At 64.8% G+C, this 18,716-nt stretch carries 11 protein-coding genes; 4 read left to right on the forward strand and 7 right to left on the reverse strand.

What is annotated here, in order from left to right:
• Positions 1-16: 16 nt before the first annotated feature.
• On the forward strand, positions 17-166 hold the full coding sequence (locus tag ISS97_RS07330; RefSeq protein WP_379986921.1) for a hypothetical protein: 150 nt from the start codon (positions 17-19) through the stop codon (positions 164-166).
• 30 nt (positions 167-196) lie between these two features.
• Positions 197-1,588, forward strand: coding sequence for a C40 family peptidase (locus ISS97_RS07335; protein ID WP_379986920.1), 1,392 nt, complete (start codon positions 197-199; stop codon positions 1,586-1,588).
• Between the two features lie 63 nt (positions 1,589-1,651).
• Here the strand turns inward: ISS97_RS07335 and ISS97_RS07340 are convergent, their stop codons facing one another.
• Both ISS97_RS07340 and fusA read right to left on the reverse strand, forming a co-directional pair.
• Complete coding sequence (locus ISS97_RS07340; RefSeq protein WP_379986919.1) at positions 1,652-2,155, reverse strand: GreA/GreB family elongation factor; 504 nt, start codon at positions 2,153-2,155, stop codon at positions 1,652-1,654.
• Between the two features lie 133 nt (positions 2,156-2,288).
• On the reverse strand, positions 2,289-4,328 hold the full coding sequence (gene fusA, locus ISS97_RS07345) for an elongation factor G (RefSeq protein ID WP_379986918.1): 2,040 nt from the start codon (positions 4,326-4,328) through the stop codon (positions 2,289-2,291).
• A gap of 732 nt (positions 4,329-5,060) precedes the next feature.
• Here fusA and ISS97_RS07350 point away from each other — a divergent pair.
• Positions 5,061-5,861, forward strand: coding sequence for a hypothetical protein (locus tag ISS97_RS07350; RefSeq protein WP_379986917.1), 801 nt, complete (start codon positions 5,061-5,063; stop codon positions 5,859-5,861).
• Positions 5,862-5,907: 46 nt separating this feature from the next.
• Entirely contained in the window at positions 5,908-7,872 is a 1,965-nt protein-coding gene (locus tag ISS97_RS07355; RefSeq protein WP_379986916.1) for a hypothetical protein, read from the forward strand.
• A 409-nt stretch (positions 7,873-8,281) separates the two neighbouring features.
• Here the strand turns inward: ISS97_RS07355 and ISS97_RS07360 are convergent, their stop codons facing one another.
• The 5 genes from ISS97_RS07360 to ISS97_RS07380 form a co-directional block, all read right to left on the reverse strand.
• Positions 8,282-10,699 (reverse strand): TonB-dependent receptor plug domain-containing protein, encoded by a 2,418-nt coding sequence (locus ISS97_RS07360; RefSeq protein ID WP_379986915.1) that lies wholly within the window; start codon positions 10,697-10,699, stop codon positions 8,282-8,284.
• A 615-nt stretch (positions 10,700-11,314) separates the two neighbouring features.
• Positions 11,315-13,597 carry a xanthine dehydrogenase family protein molybdopterin-binding subunit gene (locus tag ISS97_RS07365; RefSeq protein ID WP_379986914.1) on the reverse strand — a complete coding sequence of 761 codons (2,283 nt, stop codon included), beginning with the start codon at positions 13,595-13,597 and terminating at the stop codon, positions 11,315-11,317.
• Positions 13,594-14,127 (reverse strand): (2Fe-2S)-binding protein, encoded by a 534-nt coding sequence (locus ISS97_RS07370; protein WP_379986913.1) that lies wholly within the window; start codon positions 14,125-14,127, stop codon positions 13,594-13,596. The genes ISS97_RS07365 and ISS97_RS07370 overlap by 4 nt, the downstream gene beginning before the upstream one ends.
• A 415-nt stretch (positions 14,128-14,542) precedes the next feature.
• Positions 14,543-15,883 carry an APC family permease gene (locus ISS97_RS07375; RefSeq protein ID WP_379986912.1) on the reverse strand — a complete coding sequence of 447 codons (1,341 nt, stop codon included), beginning with the start codon at positions 15,881-15,883 and terminating at the stop codon, positions 14,543-14,545.
• 548 nt (positions 15,884-16,431) lie between these two features.
• On the reverse strand, positions 16,432-18,366 hold the full coding sequence (locus ISS97_RS07380; protein WP_379986911.1) for a S53 family peptidase: 1,935 nt from the start codon (positions 18,364-18,366) through the stop codon (positions 16,432-16,434).
• Between the last annotated feature and the right edge of the window lie 350 nt (positions 18,367-18,716).

An 18,716-nucleotide genomic window follows, 5' to 3' on the forward strand; every position in this document is an offset into this window, starting at 1 on the left:
CTCAAGGAGAACCACCATGAAATTCGAAACCGTGATGCTGCATAGCCTGTTCGGCGCCTGCCTGCTGGTCTGCGCATTGACCCTGGGGGCGATGCTCACCGCGAAGGCCTCCGTGTCGAATGTGGCTGCAACTCAGACCCCGGCTGTGGTTGCAGCCAGCAACTGATCTTCACTCACCACCGAACCAGGTTTTCTCATGCGACTCGTTTCCCGCGTTACCACTGGTCTGGCCCTGGTTATGGCGTGCGCGCCGGCCTTCTCGCTGGAGCGCACGCTGCCTATTCCGCCTTCCGGTGTGATTGGTGTGCAGGAGGCGATGCTTTCGCCCGATTATTGGGTGGCGAGAGCTCCGGCGGCCGACAAGCTGATATGGGACAAGGCGCAGATCGACGCGCAGAATGCGCGACTGCTTCAATCCGATCCGACCATGTACGACCTGCGCAAGGTCGGACCCACGCTCACGCGCAAGCAAGTCGAAAGCTGGATCAATAAGGTTTCCAGGCTGCCCGGCAAGCCGTTGTTCGACGAGCACGATCAGCCGATACCGCAGTCCACGATTGACACAGTCGCAGCGAGCGTTGCGCTGGACAAGATTCCCGATAGTGCGCCGGCGCGTTACGGCATGGTGGTGCATCGTGTATCGCTGCGCAATTTCCCCACCAGCCTGCGGGCCTTTCCCGGCAAAGGGCTGCAGGACTTCGAAAGCTTTCAGGAGAGCACGGTGTTTCCTGGCGATCCGGTGGTGATCGCGCACACCAGTCGGGACGGCCAATGGTTTTTCATCGTCAGCTCGCGCTATGCGGCCTGGGTGGAGCGCTCGGCGATCGCCGAAGGCAGCGCTGACGAAGTGTTTTCGCATGCAGAGAAAACGCCCTATCGCGTGGTAACGGGCGACAAGGTGCGCACGGTATTCACACCGGAAGCACCGGCGGTTTCCGAGCTGCAGCTGGACATGGGTACACGCGTGCCGCTGGCCAATCTGCCGCCGGATCAGCCAGTGAACGGCGAGGGCGCCTATGCGTCATGGGCGCTGGAGCTTCCGGTGCGCGCGCCGGACGGTTCGCTGCATTTTCAATCGGCGTTACTGCAGCGGACGGTGGACAGCCGCGCGGATTATCTGCCACTGACCCGGGCCAACATTATCCGCCAGGCCTTCAAGTTTCTCGGCGAACGCTACGGCTGGGGCCATCTTTACAACGGGCGCGACTGCAGCGGTTTCGTTTCCGACGTCTACCGCAGCATGGGCGTGCAGATGCCGCGCAACTCGGGCGATCAGGCGAAGAGTCCCGTTCTGCAGCATCGGCTGTTTACCGCGGAGGACGACCACGCGGCGCGCATGAAGGCTTTGTCGGAGGCGCAGGTCGGCGACCTCATCTATATCCCCGGTCACGTGATGATGTTTCTCGGCCGTGTCGATGGCGAGCCCTACGTGATCCAGGATGTCGGTGGCCTCGTATTCCGCGATGGCACCGGCAAGATGCGCTGGACCAAAACCAATGAAGTATCGGTGACACCGCTGTTGCCGCTGCTGGTCGACGAGAAACTCTCCTACGTCGACGCGATGACGAGTCTGGTGCGTATCCGTTAGTGAGATTGTTTGCGTGCGGCCCTGGTTATCGAAGGGCTGAGAGGATGAAAGCCATCTTCATGCTCATGTGTCATCCCCGTAATCAATCGCCACCACTTCCACCCGCATATCACCCGCCGGGCGGTGCCATACGACCTCTTCGCCTATGCGCGCACCGATCAGCGCACGGGCCAGCGGCGAGACATAGCTGACCAGGCCGTGCTCGGCGTCGGCTTCGTCCTCGCCGACGATGCGGTAGCGGCGCTCGCCCTCGCCGGTGTCCACGATCACCGTTGCGCCGAAGGCCACGCGGTCACGCGGCTGCTGGGCAAGATCGATCTCGATGGCGCTGGAGACGCGGGTGTTGAGCCAGCGCAGTTCGCGCTCGACCGAGGCCAGTTCGCTCTGCTGGCCAAGTGCGTCCTCGGCAGCCTTGATGGCGTCGCGGCGCGCCTGAGTCGCGGCAAGACGATCGCGCAGCTGTTGCAGACCACGTGGCGTGACGTAGTTGGGGTGTTCGCTCAGCGGGATGTCCGGCAGCGCGTTGCCGGGGTTCTCGTCCGCATCCTTCACGAAGGCACGGCTCATAACGATCTCCTGCGTCATTGAGCTGACGCATGCTCGACCTGACTGACATGGCGGCGCCGCCGGCTTGCATCAAGCGGGCGGCGGCATCGGTGAAAACCGGCGCTTGCAGAAATCCGCGCCGGCTTGAAGGTGCTTAGTCTTCCTCGACTTTGGGCTTCCATGCCTCGCTGAGCTGTCGCTGCACCGGTAGCGGCACCGGCTCGTAGTGGCTCAGATCCAGGCTGTAGCGGCCGCGGCCGCCGGTCATGGCTTTGAGTTCGGTGGGGTAGTCGGTGAGTTCGGCCAGCGGCGCCTGTGCCTTGATCACCAGCTCGCCGCCGCGCTGGGTGTCGGTACCGAGAATGCGGGCGCGCTTGCCGGCCAGGCCGCCGGTAACGTCGCCGACGTTCGATTCGGGAATGGCGACTTCCACATCCACGATCGGCTCCAGCACGATCGGGTGCGCTTTGCTCACCGCATCAAGAAACGCCTTCTTGCCGGCGCTGACGAAGGCCACTTCCTTGGAGTCGACCGGATGGTACTTGCCGTCGTATACGGTGACGCGCAGATCCTGCAGCGGGAAACCGGCTACCGCACCACTCTCCATCGCCTGCCGTACGCCTTTCTCGATCGCGGGTAGAAACTGGCCTGGGATGACGCCGCCTTTCACCGCGTCGACGAATTCGAATCCACTGCCACGGTTCAATGGCTCCACGCGCAGAAAGACTTCGCCGAACTGGCCGGCGCCGCCGGTCTGCTTCTTGTGGCGATGGTGGCCTTCGGCATGGCCGGCGATGGTTTCGCGGTAGGCGATGCGCGGCGGGTGTGTGACGACTTCCACGCCGTAGCGTTCCTTCATGCGTTCCAGCATCACTTTCAGGTGCAGGTCGGAGAGGCCTCGGATCACCGTTTCGTTGAGCTCCTTGTGGTGCTCCATGCGGAAGCAGGGGTCTTCCTCGGAAAGCCGCAGCAGTGCCTGTGACAGCTTCTGCTCCTGGCCCTTGTGCTTGGGTTCCAGCGCGAGGCCGAACATTGGCTGCGGGAAGCGCAAGGGCGCGAGGTGGATGCGGTCCTCGTCATGCGAGTCATGCAGCACGGCGTCGAAGTGGATTTCCTCGATCTTCGCTACCGCCGCGATGTCGCCGGGAATGGCCTGGTCGATTTCCACATGCGTCTTCGCATTGAGGCGGAACAGATGGCCCACCTTGAACGGTTTGCGCCCGTCGTCGATGAACAGCTGCGTGTCGCGGCGGATCGTGCCTTGCCATACGCGGAATACACCGAGCTTGCCCACGAAGGGATCGTTGACGATCTTGAAGACGTCGGCGACCACATGCTTCGCCGGATCGGCGCTGACGTCGATCGGTTGATTCTCCGCATTGAGAAAGGGAGGTGGATTGCCTTCGGTTGGATTGGGCAGCAGCTTGTCAGCCAGTTCCAGCAACTCGTTCACGCCAGCGCCGTTGCGTGCGCTCACGAAGCAGATCGGCACGAGGTGGCCTTCGCGCAGGCATTGCTCGAAGGCGTCATGCAACTGCTCCGGGGTGAGCGAGGCTTCGCCGGTATCGAGGTACGTGCCCATCACGCTTTCGTTGATCTCCACCACCTGGTCGAGAATGCGCTGGTGCGCTTCGGCCAGTGAGGAGAAATCGGTAGTGCCGTTGCGGTGGAAAAAGCAGTCGAGTACCAGCTTGCCGCCCTGGGCGGGGAGATTCACCGGCAGGCATTCGCTGCCGAACTCTTCGCGCAGCGCATCCACCAGCATGCCGAGGCGTGCGCCTTCGAAATCGATCTTGTTGACCACCAGCACGCGGGCGAGGCCGCGCTCCTTGGCGCGCTCCATCATGCGGCGGGTGCCGTATTCGATGCCGTTGATGGCATTCACGACGATGGCCACAGTTTCCACGGCGGCGAACGAGGCGAGGGTGGCGCCGCGGAAATCCGCGTAGCCGGCGGTGTCGATCAGGTTGATATGGCAGTGGGCGCGATCGATGCCGGCAATGCTGCTGTCGATGGAATGGCCGCGCGCCTTTTCCTGGCTGTCGGTGTCCGATTGCGTGGTGCCGCGCTCTACCGAGCCCTGGATCTGGATGACGCCGCCGGCATGCAGCAAGGCCTCGAACAAGGTGGTCTTGCCGGAACCGGCGTGGCCGGCGAGCGCGATATTGCGGATGTTTTCCGTGTTGTACGACACGATGCGACCCTCCTCTACAGAGGCGCGGGATCGTGCCGGCGTTGACCTGCGGCGCCGCACGACGCCGAGCGGAGCACTAGAGCCTGGATACGCTCTCTACGTAGCCCGCGTTGTCATTGAATGGTCGCCAGGCGGCGGTGTGTGGCGAAGCGCCTGACTGGCCGTCAGGTCAAGCCGCGCGCCGCCGCCTGGCGACCATTCAATGACAACCCTACGGGCCGAATCTGTTTGCCCACATGGCCGCGTCATCACTCGCTCATGTATCGACATACACTTCACTCGATCTTCCTTGCCATGCGGGCAAACAGATCCGGCGCGGGCCACGTAGAGAGCGTATCCAGGCTCTAATGGCGGGCCGTCATGGTCGTCCGGGCGTGCGGGACGCGGGGGCGGTCATGGCGGGGTACGGCGCGTGGCGCCGTCCGCATAGCCTTGAGCGATCGCGCGGCAGGGTCAAGTTGCACTGCGGGGCAGGGAACCCCGTCGGCCTGGATTTGTCTTACGAGACCCGCAGGCCGGCCTGGAAGACCATGGCCATGCGCTCCCCATGCATCGAAGGGATGCCTCATCGAACACCCACCGCAAGTCGAACATCACCGCTGGACGGCGCCCGATGCCGCCGCCCGCGGCCTGGCTCCCCTGGATGGCCCGACCCGAGCCCTGCTGCACCAGCTGCGCTGGCGCAAGCCGCCGCGCGATCGCCGGCGGCTGTGGCTCGGGCTCGCCATCACGTTGTTGCTGCACCTGTTGTTCGTGGGCATTACCTGGTGGGAGATGCGGCCACAGCTGTCCCACGAAACGGTGCATGAGCACACAGGCGATGCGCTGCAAGTCCGCCTGATTCCCCGCCCGAAGGCGGCGGTATCGAGCGCACCGCCACCGGAAACACCGCCCCCGCCCCCGGCACAGGCGCCGCGTCCTGCGCCGGTGGTGCACGAGGCGCCCGCGAAGAACGCGATGAGCGTGAGCCTGCCGGCTTCCTCGTCGAGCACGGCAACGCATCCGCCACTGTTCGACGCCAATGGCCGGCCGCTGCTGCCCACGGCAAACCCGTCGCCCGTGCCAACGCCGGACTACGTGGCTCGCGGCGTGGATGGCGACACCAAGGTGATGCAGCACAGCAGCCCGGTGAAGTACCAGGCCACGCGCTTCGACAAGGATTGGGACCGCGGCGAGGACGTGGTCGACAGCGCATTGCGCAAGGTGGTCGAGAAGGCCACGGTCAAGCACACCTTCCACGTTGCGCCGGGCGTGCGGATTCATTGCACGGTGGCATTGTTCGTCGGCGGCTGCGGCGGCGATCCGCCACCTCCGCCTTCGGCCAAGGATGGCGATGAGCGCCTCAATATGGCGCCGTCTTCCTTGCTCGCACCGTCGCCGAATCCACCCAAGCCGCCGAGCGAGGCGGAGTGCATCGCCATCTACCGCGACGGCAAGCCGCTGCCACATGGGTGCCCGGTCGATACGCCGAATCGCTCGGTGGATGCCGAGCTGCGGGATCGAGAGGCAAAGCATCAAGGCAATCCCCCGTAGGAGCCCTCTGTCCAGAACCCCGGCATCGCCCGCTACACTTGCGCGCATGCCCTTGCCGCCTACGGAACCCACTCGCGCCGCACGCTCGACGGTGTCGCTGCCTTCGCCGCGCGAGGCGGCCACGCTGGCGGCCGTCTATCGCCGGCGCCGGCAGGAGCGTCCGCGTGAGCGCTGGCTGCGTGTGCTCGGTATCGTCGGCACGCTGTTCGTGCATCTGGCGGTGTTGGTCAGCATGATCCTGGGCCCGGCGTATGAGCTGGAAGATTTGCCCGAGTCGCACAGCCCCGCGCTGCAAGTGCGCCTGATCGAAAAGAAGAAAGAAGAGCCGCCACCGCCTCCGCCGGTGCGCGGCACGCCGCCGAAGGAAGTCGGGCCGGTGCATCGCGGCAGCAGCGCGCCCAGCGTCGTGCGCACCCGTAGTGCCAACACCTCTGCCACGCGCACCGACGCCGAGCTGGCACCCGTGCCGGTGCCGGCGATCGAAACGCCGGTCGTGGTGGTCAAGGCACATCCGAGCGCGCCCAAGCCCGAGGCCGTCGCCGCGCCGCAGCCGACTGTGACCCTGCCCAAGCCAGCACCGGCGCCAGAATTGCAACCCGTGCCGACCGCCGTCGAACCGCCGCAAGTAAGTCTGCAGACGCCCCCGGCACCGCAGCCGGTGCCACCGAAATTCCAACCCGAACCGGTGCGCAAACCACAGGCCGAAGGCAACCAGCCGGTACCGCCGCCCGCTTCGCTGGCGATGCCCGAAGTGCCGCCGCAATCCGTACCCAACGTCACCGCGCCCACCATCGCGATGGAACGCGCCGTACCCAAGCCCACCACGGCCAGCCTGCCGCAGATCGCGCACGCGGAAGTCGTGGCGGCGCCGACCGAGCCCGAATTGCAGGCCGTGCCGTTACCCGCGCAGGCCGCGCCCACGGTGAATCTGCAGGCGCCGACCAGCGTCACCACCGCCGTTGTGCCGCATGAGCAGCCGCGTATCCAGGCGCCATCGATCCGCGTGGCCGAAACGCAACTGGAAGCCGTGCCGCTGCCGGAGAACGCGCAGCCGAGTCTGGAGAAGCCGCAAGCGCCGCGTCTGGAAACCGCCGCGCCCAAGGCCATCGCCCTGGATCGCAAACCCACGCTTGAACGTCCGCAAGTCACCGCTGAGCCTGCCGCCAGCGCGGAAGCTGCCAAAGCGTCGAGCCAGGAGTCCTCTACAGCAGAGAGCAAGGCGGCCAGTGCGACGACCGGCCCCAAGAGCAGCAGTGCGGCTTCCAGCGAAACCGCGCAAAGCGCCGACACCGGCAAGAGCACCGCACCCAACGCCACGCCGCAGGGTAGCGAAACGGGCACGCCGGGAAGCTCGCCCAATGGCGTGACCTCATCGCCGAGCGCCGGCGGAAAAAGTGGCCTGAACCTCGCGCTGCCACCCGGCCAGGGCAACGGCCAGAGCAGTGGGCAGAACGGTGGGCAGGGCAACGAGAACAACGGACCCAGCGGCACCTACGTGCAGCTGCAGCCGCGCGGCAACACCGAGATCATGTCGCACGGCACGCCGAACATCGGCTACCAATCCACCCGCTTCGAGAAAGACTGGACGCCCGAGGGCGAAAGCTCCATCGACACCGCCCTGCGTCACGCGGTGGAAAAAACCACCGTGCGCCACACCTTCCACCTGCCGCGCGGGGTGCGTATCGAATGCGTGGTGATGCCACTGTTCCCCATGGGCCTGCTCGGCTGCGGCAACGGCGACCCACCGCCCAAGCCCGTCGACGACAAGGTCTACGAAAAAATGAAACTCGCACCAGCCAACCCGCTGGTGCCCCCCGCACCTGCAACCACCGCAGCCCCCGTCAGCGCCATCAAACTCGACAACAGCGCACAGTGCGCCACGGCCAAAGTGGCCGGCGGCCCGCTACCCCCGGGCTGCGTGGACGACCGCCTGCCAGCAGGGCACAGCCAGCCGGCGAAAGCCAGCACCGCACCAACCTCATGGGTGCCCGCAAGCGATCAATTCCACTAAAAAAACGGCGGGCTTCGCCCGCCGTTTCGCTTCTGAAGTTGTTCTTGATCTCCGGGTCTTCGTGTAGCAACGAGCGCTGACCGATCAGAGTTGGAAGAGAGCCACTCGCCGTTTGACACTGGAAAAGGAGCGGCTAGAGAGCACACCGCCTGCTCTCAGGCCATTTCTCTTTGGTTACTTTCTCTCTAGGCCCCCTCGGGGGGTTGGGCCAGCAAAGAGAAAGTGACCCGGACCGCGGCAGCGGTTCGGAAGTCCGCCGCAGGCGAGCCAGGGCACGCAGACGCGACAATCGAAACGCTTCACTACTGGATTCCGGCCTGCGCCGGAATGACAAAGTAGAAATTGCGTCGCAAGAACTGAACCCTTGCTCCGACCCTCTCCCGAAGGGAGAGGGAGCAGAGCGAAGCGATCAAAACTTCATCGCCAACCGCGCAAACCAAGACGCCCCATTCAACCCAAACTGCACCGCCTCATACTTGAATCCGTTATCCGTCTCATTCGGATCCTGCTTGGTCGGGAACTTGTCGAAAATATTCGCCCCGCCCACGGTGAGCTTGATCTTGTCGTTGAAGTGATACGTCAGACTCACGTCCGCCGATGTCTTGTCGGCGTAATGCTGGTTCGGCACCGGTGGGCCATCGAACGTACCCAGCGTCATCGGCCCGAAGTAGATGAACTTCCAGTCCGCCTCCCACGGCCCGCGCGTGTAGTCGAAACCGAGAATGGCCTTGGAGCCAGGTGCGCCATCCTCGATAAACAGACGCTCGCGATCGGACAACACCACATCCTCGCGGCCGACCAGCGCTGGTGGTGCGTGGATGCGCTGCACACGGGTAAAGGTGCGGTTGAAACCGAAGCTGGTGTTGAGCGTGCCGCCGCCGAATTGCAGGCGATGGTTGGCGGTGAAATCCAGGCCCTTGGTCTGTGTGTCCACGGAGTTCACGAAGAACTGCGCCTGACCCACGCCCAGTCGATCGAGAATCGCGCCGATGTTCGGGTCGCTGGTGTCGAAGCGGCCGCTGAGCACGATACGGTTGGTGATGTCGATGCGATAACCGTCGAGCGTGAGCTGCAGGTCGTCGCGCGGCGCCCAGGTCATGCCCAGCGTATAGCTCTTGGATTTCTCTTCCTTCAGCGGCGGGATGCCTGCGGCGTTGGCGATGGCTCCGCCATTGGGCGCCAGCACGACATCCACCGGTTTGCCGCTGACGAAGTCAGTGAAGGTTGAGGAGAACCAGCGTTGTTGCAGCGACGGTGCGCGGAAGCCGGTGGAGACCGAGCCGCGCAGCAGCAATTTGTCGGTGGCGTGGAAGGCAGCGGCGAGCTTGCCAGTGGTGGTGGAGCCGAAGTCGCTGTAGTCCTCGTAGCGCACGGCGGCGTCGGTGAGGAAACGTTCCGTCCAGTCGGTTTCCACGTCAGCGTAGAAAGCGTAGCTGTGGCGATCCTGGTTGGTGACGTCGCCGGGCTGGAAGCCTGGGAAGCCCTGGCTGCCGGCGTTGCCGCCGCCCGGGCCGTCGGCATCGATGTAGGAGCCTGGTTCGCCAGCCTTGATGCGGTAGTTCTCGCGCCGGTACTCGCCGCCGAAGGCCACGTTGAGGCCATTCAAGATGTCGCCGTAATAGCGCGACAGGTCGAGATTGGTCGTTTCCTGCTCGAACGAGAAGCCGCCAGCGTGGAAACGACGCGGGCTCAGCCCGGGACCGCCATTGAGCAGATCACGGTTGGCGATCGATGCATTGAGCGTATTGCTGATGATGTCCTGCAGCGCGTTGTAACCGTAGGTCTGCGACAGATCGGCGCGCCAGTCGCCGAAGGTATCCCACACGCCAAGGATGGCGTAGCGATCCTTGATGGCGCCGTTGATGTAGGGCACGAAGCCATTCGGATACATCGCCGCCGAATTGCGCGAGGGGATGTCGTCGGAGCCAATGCCGCCGCGTGCGAACGCCGCGGACGATGCGGAACGGTTCTGGATGCCGCCGGTGAAATACAGGTGCGCCGATTCGGCCACCGGTACTTCGCCGTTGACGTAGAGCGTTTCGTTATCGACCTTGGTATCGCCGATGGTGCGCGGGTCGCCGGGATCGGAGCGGTTCGAGCGGCCGCGCTTCTGCCACTCGCCCGTGATGCCGATACTGCCGCCGTTGTCGAAGCGGAAGCCGCAGTAGGCAGAGGTGAGGTAGTTCTTGCCGTCGCCGCGGGTGTATTCGCCGAAGCCGGCGACGCCTTCGCAGCCGGGGCTTTTCTTCAGCACGATGTTCATCACGCCGGCGATGGCGTCGGAGCCGTACTGCGCGGCGGCACCGTCGCGCAGCACTTCGATGCGTTCGATGGCGAGCGTGGGAATGGCGTTGAGATCGGTGCCGGTGTTGCCGCGATTGCGCGCGCCGAACAGATTCACCAGCGCCACGCTGTGGCGGCGCTTGCCGTTCTCCAGCACCAGGGTCTGGTCCGAGCCGAGGCCGCGCAGCGCGGCGGAATCGACCAGGTCGGCGTTGTCCGAGCCGGTCTGCCGCACGGAGGTGAAGGACGGCACGCTGTACTGGAGGTTCTGCGCCACGTCGAACTGCGGGCTCTGTTCAGCGGCCTTCTGCATAGGAATCACATCGACCGGCACCGGCGTTTCGGTTTCCGAGCCGCCGACGCGGCGCGAGCCGAGGACGGTGACGCCTTCGAGATTGGTGGCTTTCTTTTGGTCGGCCGGTTTGGCCGTTGATGTCTGTGGTGGATTAGTGGGTTCAGTGCTTTGCGCCCATAGCGGCGCGGAGATGCCCGCCATGGCCAGCGTGATCGCGGTGCACAGCAACGACTTGCGCGTATCTTCCATATCACCCTCCCCGGTGTGGAATGTCTTGCCCCTTGGGGGGGGAGCCTACGCGAGGGGTGTGGGGGATGGGAATGTGCGTGGTGCACAGTGTGAAGGTGTCAGGTTTGCGCAAGCTTGGTTGTGTGTGGCTGGGCCAGGGTGATCTCGCGACACCGTTTCTACTCTGCGTCATTCCGGCGCAGGCCGGAGGCGCTTCACAACAGCGAAGCTGGTCATCCAGTAGTGATGCGCTCGGTTTTAGCGTCTGCGTGCTCTGGCTCGCCTGCCGCGGGCTTCCGAACCGCTGCCGCGGTCCGGGTCACTTTCTCTTTGCTGGCCCAACCCCCCAAGGGGGCCTAGAGAGAAAGTAACCAAAGAGAAATGGCCTAAGAGCAGGCGGCTTGCTCTGTAGCTCCGCCTTTTCCAGTGTCAGACGTCGGGTGGGTTTTCTCCGGCATCGCGCATTACTGCCTTTCTCCCTCTCCCCTCCGGGGAGAGGGTTGGGGTGAGGGGCGGGTGCTCGAGAGAGCGTTGCCGAGAGCGCGCTTTTTGTAGGAGCGCACCCTGTGCGCGATGCACGGCGTGCCGGTCGCGCACAGGGTGCGCTCCTACAACGACTCGAATTGCTGTGGTTGCTTAAAGCAGCCGTCGCAATTCTTTCATCAGCGGCAGGCGGCGTACGCGCACGGCGCTTACGCGGAACACCGCGTTCGCCAGTGCGGGTGCGGCGGTGGGCATGGCGAGGAAGCTGGCGCCGGCGGGGTCGCGGTCGCCGGGGACGGTGATGACTTCGACGTTGTCGGGTAGCTGGGCGATGGTGGCCAGGGGATAGTCTTTGTAGCCGCGTTGTTGCGGTTGGCCGTCTTTGAAGGTGACGGCGAGATTGAGGGCGGCGGATAGCGCGTCGAGCGTGGCGCCGGCGACCTGGCCTTCGAGCCCCAGCGGGTTGATCACGCGGCCGACGTCGACGGCGCAGACGACGCGTTCGATGTTGAGTTTCTCACCTTGCATCGAGGCTTCCACCGCGTGCGCGACGTAGGTGCCATTGATGTGCCAGCAGGCGATGCCGAGGCCGTTGACGGTGCGCAGCCAGTTTTTCCACTCGATGCGGTCGGCGACGAGTTTGAGTACGTTGATGAGTCTGCCGGTATCGAGCGTGCCGCCACCTTGCAGCGGAATCTGACGCGGTTCGCCGAGCAGACGCAGGCGGGTGACGAGCGGATCTTCTTTCAGCGAGTGCGCGATTTCGTCGATGAAGCTTTCGACGGCGAACGCGTTACTGAGGTGCGGCATGCCGCGATGCGGGCCGCGCGGCATGGCGGACTGCAGGCTGTACCAGTCGCTGCGGTAGTTGGGTACCAGGCCGGCGGGCAGTTGATTGGCATCGACTTCGGACGTCCACAACCGGTTGTCGGGCACGCGGCGCTGGCCGAGGGCGGAGGCGCTGGCCTGGCGTTGGTTCCAGCTCACTACCTGGCGTTTGCTGTCCAAGGTGGCGCTGAGTTTGTGCACGCTGGCGGAGCGGTAGAAGTCGTGGGCGAGGTCTTCATCGCGGGTCCACAGCAGGCGCACGGGTTTTTCGGCGAGCTTGGCGAGCATCACGGCTTCGGCGACGAAGTCATGGTCGAGGCGACGGCCGTAACCGCCGCCGACGCGCGGTACGCGGATCTCGATCTGGTCGGGCTTGAAGCCGGTGAGTCGCTGCACCACGGCCCAGGCCTGCTGGGGTGCCTGCGTGGGCACGACCAGCGTGGCGCGATCCTTGTCGATGCGCGCGAGGCAGTTCATCGGTTCGGCGGTGGCGTGCGCCAGCCACGGTTGTACATAGACAGCTTCGACGCGGCGCGCGGCTTTCTTAGCGGCGGCATCGACGTCGCCATCGTTGCGCACGCGGGTGGTGGGCGCGGCGTCCTTGTTGTTGACGAGGTCGCTGGCCTGCTGTTCGAGCGCGGCGCTGTTTTCGCCGCCGCTGGGACCGGCCTTCCATTCCAGCTTGAGCTTGGCGCGGCCCTGCAGGGCCGACCAGGTGTCTTCGGCCAGCACGGCGACCGACGGTGCCAGCACGGTGTCGCCGGGGAGCAGGCCGGGCTCGAGCTTGAGCTCGATGACCTTCACCACGCCCTTGACCGCTTCGGCGTCCTTGAAGTCTTTGCTGGCGAGCGTGCCATCGGCCCATGGGCAGTGCAGCAGCACCGCGACCAGCGCGTCGCCGTAGGTGTTGTCGATGGCGAAGGCAGCCTGGCCGGTGACAATGGCGCGCGCATCGACGTCGACGGCGGGCTGGCCGATCAGGGTGTAGCGATCGGGTGTTTTCACCGCGATGGATGTCTGCGGCGGTGCCACCTTCGAGGCGGCCTCCGCGAGGCTGCCGTAGTCGAAGCGGCGGCCGTCGGGAGAGATCACGAAACCGGACTGCGTGCGCAGACGATCCGCCGGCACACCAAGGCGGCGCGCGGCAGCCTGCATCAGCAGCCAGCGTGCGAGCGCGCCGGCCTGGCGCAGGTCGGTCCACGCCGCGGGAATGGAATCGCCCAGGCCGCCTGCCTGATGGCCGTAGATCCAGCGCGGTTCGCCGTTGCCGTTTTCCACGCCAAGGCCAAGTTGCACCACGCTGACCCGCGACCAGTCGGCATCGAGTTCGTCGGCGATGATGCGTGGCAGTGACGTGGCGGTGCCGGTGCCGGTGTCGGGATCGCGCGCACCGATCAGCACATTGCCCTCGGCATCGATCCGCACGTAGACGCCGAGGCCGTACAAAGCATCGCCGAGCATGGCTGCCGGCACCGGCGGCTCGCCGGCTTCGGCCAGCCGCACGCCGACGATCAGCGCGCCGGCGGTGCCGGCCAACACCTGCAGGAAGCGGCGGCGCGCGGGCAGGGCGGGCTGCACGGGCGTGAGGTCATCGCGTCGCTGGTTCATGCGTGGCCTCCGCTGATGGCGGCCGCAGCACGCTTGATGGCGCGGCGCACCCGGGTCTGGCAACCGCAGCGGCACAGATTGGGTAATTGCTCGATATCGTTGTCGCTCGGCTGCGGATGGCGATTGAGCAGATCCACGCCAGCGATCAGCCAGCCAGGGGTGCAATAGCCGCAGCCGATGGCGTTTTCATCCACAAAGGCCTGTTGCAGCGGATGCAACTTGCCGTCGTCCGCTGCAAGCCCTTCGACCGTGGTCACTTTCTTGTCGGCGAGTTCGTGCACGGGCAGGGTGATCGCGGATACGGCCTTGTTGTTCACCAGCACCAGATCGGCGCCGCCCAGCCCGTGATCGCTGCTGTATTTGGTGCCGGTCAGGCGCAACACGTCGCGCAGATACCAGAGCAGCGGCATGTCGGCGTCGCCGGTGTGGCGGAACTGCCGGCCATTGATCTCCAGATCGATGCCTTCACGCACCTTGTCAGGGGTGATGTTGCTGGTCGGGTTGGTGGCCAGGGCCTGGGCTTGCGCCATGGTGGAACTCTCCTAGGGTGCTCTGAACAAGTCTACGCAGCCGTCACCGGCTCTGTCTGCCCACCACTCCGTGGTGCGTTGGCGCAGACAGACTGGCCGTCTTTCAAGTCAGCGCGCCACGGAGTGGTGGGCAGACAGAGCCGGCCCTCACGTGTTGAATAAAATGACAGGGTGATGTGCGGGAGGCCCGCAGGCTGCGGCCCACGTCTAGGCAAGGCAGCCAGCCTTGCCGTCGCCGCGTGCCACACCCTGCGAGCCTCCCGCACATCATGACGGCTGCGTAGACTTGTTCAGAGCACCCTTACGTATCCATCCATTGTGGCATTGCAGCGGCCTTTGTTGGGAATGCGGCACGCCGCGAGGCGCGCCACGGTTCATGCGGCGCGCCATGCAGGGAGGTCAGGGCGAGAGTGATTTATTCGGCGCGCGGCGCCGGCTGGCTGGTGGGGAACATCCGGCGCCATACGTAATACACCGGCACGCCGGCCGCCATGATCAGCAGGCCGATGCCGGCGTTGCGCGGGTTGTCCATCATGGTCTTCACCACCACCCACGCGATCACGCCGACAAAGATCAGCGGCAGCAGCGGGTAGCCCGGCACCTGAAAGCTGGCCTGCGCGCCCTGCTGGCGGCGATACCAGAACAGCGTGGCCACACCCAGCGCGCAGGCGAGCCAGTCGCCGAAAGTGGCGTAATCCAGCAACTGGCCGTAACTGCCCGAGATCGCCAGCAACACGGCCCAGCCCGAGAGCAGCAGCAGCGCGACGTTCGGCGTACGGTGCTTCGGATGCAGTCTGGCCACGCTGCGGAAGAACAGCCCGTCGTCGCCCATCACCTGCAGCACGCGCGCGCCGGCCACCAGAGTGATGTTGCAGAAGCCCAGGGTGGAGATGGCGATGCCGACAGCGATTAACTTGGCGCCGATCGGGCCGAACACGCGATTCATCACATCGGCGGCCGGCGTGCTGCTCGCAGCGAGACCGTCGTGGCCCAGCACGGCGAGATAGGCCACGTTGACCAGGGCATACACCGCGATCACCAGCAGCATGCCCACCAGCAGCGCGCGCGGCAGCGTACGCTGCGGCTCACGCACCTCGCCCGCGAGGTTGTTGAGATAGGTGAAACCCGAATACGCAAACAACACCGGCAGCGCTGCGCCCATGAAGCCGACGTCCGCGCGGCCGGCATCCACCGCCAGCACCCCCGAGCCGCCCGCGCCCGCGAGGAAAAGGCCGCAGACGACCAGCACAGCGACCGCCAGCAACTTGAGCAGTGTGAACAGGTTCTGCACCTGTGCGCCCAGGCGCAGGCCGAACAGATTGATCCCCGCCACAAACACCAGCGCACCCGCCGCCAGTGGTTTGATCGCCGTCGTCGGCAGACCGAACACCGAAGACGCGTAGCTGGCGAAGATCGTCGCCACCGCCGCGCTGGAGCCGGAATAAATCACCAGCAACATGGTCCAGCCGAACAGGAAGCCGGCCAGCGAGCCGAACGCCTCGCGCAGGTAGACATAACTGCCGCCCGCATGCGGCCGCCGCGCGCCAAGCTCCGCATAACAGAGCGCACCGATCAGCGTGAGCAGGCCCGCGCCCACCCACACCAGCAACAACGCCAGCCCCGACTCCGTGCGTTGCGCCGCGATGCCGGGATTGAGAAAAATGCCGCCACCAATGATGCCGCCGACCACGATCATGGCGGCATCCCACGAACTCAATCGCCGCACATAGCCGCCTGACGTGGGGGAGTCGCTCATGAATGGGTCGCCCTGTGAAAGTTGCAGGCGAGCATGGCGGGTGGGCCGATTCGCGGCAAGTCCTGGCAGAGGGCAGGTGCCGGCCTACGTAGCAGCTCTGCTTTTGGCTTTTCCGCTCTTGATCTCCGGGTCCCCTGTGGAGCGGTGAGGGTTGGACGATCAGGCCCCGAAGGGGGCGCAGGCAGGACGCCTGCGCCTTTTCGACACGACAGGGATGTCGTGTCGAAAAGCCCGGCCAACTCTCACGAACCCGTAGGCGTAGCCGGAGGGCGCGCAAGAGGGGTGCCTTTTCTTTTGGTTACTTTTCTTTGGGCAAGCAAAGAAAAGTAACTCGGCCTCCGGCAGGAGGACGAAAGCCCGCCGCAGGCGAGCCCGGTCGCGACAATGCGAACATCGAAGCGATAACGCCACTGGATTCCAGCCTTCGCTGGAATGACGAAATAGGAGGTGGTGTCGCGAGCGCCTGCTCTCATCCCGTGTGGGGAGTGAGTACAAAAAACCGGCACCCTTGCGAGTGCCGGCCGATCAATACCTAACCGCAAAAACGCTTAGAAACTCCGCAGGAACAGATCCAGATTGGTCACATTGAGCGTGCCAATACCCGACCCCGGCTCATACCCCGGCTTCCCGTAGTAGAACCAGTTGTCCCCCGCACGGATGTCGCCGAAGCTCGACCACTTGCCGTAGCCGAAGATGTTCTGCAGCAGATACACCTGCGGATTCCAGAAGCCGACGCGATGTCCGGAGCTCTGCGTGAGCAGCGCCGAGATACCGTTGAGCTGTGGCGCCACGAAGCTGGTGCCGCCTTCGCCGGAGAAGGCGCCGCCGTCGGTAGTGGAGACCACGATGTAGCCGGTCTCCGGATCGGCGTTCAACGAAATATCCGGAATGTTGCGGCCGTGGAAGTTACCCGGCAGCTTGAGCAGCACCTGCGGGCCGGTGGTGTCGTTGAAGGTCAGCGTCTGGTTCTTCTCGCTGGTGCGGATGCCCTGCGTGAACAACTGATAGAACGGGCGCTTCCAGTACACGCTGACGCCACCGCCGCCACCGACTGAGAACAGGTCGATCACGCCTTTGCCGACATAGGTGTCGAAATAGTTCTGGATGTAGTCCCAGCCCCAGACGCTTTCCTGGGTGATGGACTGCACCGGACCTTTGCGGAAGTGATAGCTGAAGGGAACGGTGGTGCCACCCGCGGCCGTCATGTACGGATCGGAGGCAGGCGAGTCGACCGTCAGCGGCGCATTGAAAGTGCCCGGCGTGGTGCCTACGCCCAGGCCGCGCACGGTGTCGTATGCGCCCGAGTCGCCGGTGGCGGCGAAGAACGACTGACCCTGTATCGCGGCTTCGAGCAGGATCTGATGCCAGATCTTCAGGTCGCCCACGTCGGTGGTGTCGGTATTGCTGGCGCCGGTGACGTTGAGTGCGGCGAAGTTGAAGATTTCCGGCAGACCCCAGCTGGTGGAGATGGTGTCGGCCTTGTTGTCCGAGACCGCCTGCATTGCCGCGTTGGTGAAGCTATTGCCAGCGTTCGGCGCGTCATACACCAGGATGTCGGCATCCGGTGCGAGACCGCCGGACTGCTCGACGTCGAGCGCGGTCTCGCCGCTGCCGCCGTCGAACGCGCCGCCGCCGTCCACATGGATCTGCGTGATGCGGTTCGGCTTGGTCACCAGGCCGATGCCCGACCAGTACGTCTCCGCGTCCGACGGATAGAAGTTCGACAGCGTGACGATGGCGATGGTCGAACCCTTGCCAGTCACGCCGCGCGCATACAGCGGGTTGATGTTGTAGAAGTTCGCCACGTCACCCACGGTGTAGCTGCCCGGCACGCCGGTCGCGGTGGGATTGCCGCTGCTCGGCGTTGCGGCCTTGGCGGTGGCGGCGGTCTTGGCCAGTGTCTGCAGCGAACCCTGCTGGCGCACGTCGGACGGCGCGCTGATGCGATGCGAGAGGAACTGATGCTCGTTGCTCAGGCCTGAAGCGTGCAGCAGCACGTTGGCGAGGCTGGAGGGCAGCACCAGCGGCTGGGTGGGGCGATGGAAGCTGCGTCCGTTTTCGCGCGAGACAAAGGTGTGGATCGGCGCCTGGAAGGCCGCGCTGAACTGGGCCAGGGTGCCGCTGACCTGGATGGCCATATGGTTCGGCAGCACGGTACCGGCGGCGAGTCCCTGCTTCTGCAGGAAGGACTGCACCTGCGCGATCTCCGCGTCGGTGGCGCCGTACTGGTTTGCAAACTGGCTGGTGGTGAGGAACTGGCGATAGTGCGCACTGCCAGGGGTGACGGTCTGCCGGATGTAGTCCTCCAACTGTTCCTGGTTATGCAGCTTCAGCACCAGCGTCACATTGACCTTCTGTGCGTTGCTGGTGGCGCCCATGTCGAGCGCGGGTTTGACGTCGGCGGCGAGGGAGACGGTGGTTACGGTGCTGAACAACAGCGTCAGGGATGCAGCAAGGACTTTTTGGTGAAGCTTCGCGAGCATTGAGAGTTCCTCCGTGGATGGAGACTCTGACCGCGGCGAGCAGACAACGCCGACACAGATAAGCGTCGCTGCCCCGCCTCCCGGCCAGGCCGTAAAGCGAGTCGACAAACCGTGTGATCTCTAATTTCCCCACCCGCAGAGCGGCTCCCCCTGAAGAACGGCCCCGCGGTCCGGCAACGCTAGCGCGGAACGCATGTAAGTTCTTGCGATGGCGGCAAATGGCGATCTGGCGCCATTTGTTCGTCGTTTCGGCCACCACCTGAGGACCCTGGCTTTTTGAGGCCTGCCCGGCTTGCGGCACAATAGAGCGGTTATGCGCCGCGAATAGCTCCTCCGTGGCGTGATCCCCT

Origin of the sequence: Dyella koreensis, assembly GCF_044904565.1 — a bacterium.
Lineage (GTDB): Bacteria > Pseudomonadota > Gammaproteobacteria > Xanthomonadales > Rhodanobacteraceae > Dyella_D > Dyella_D koreensis.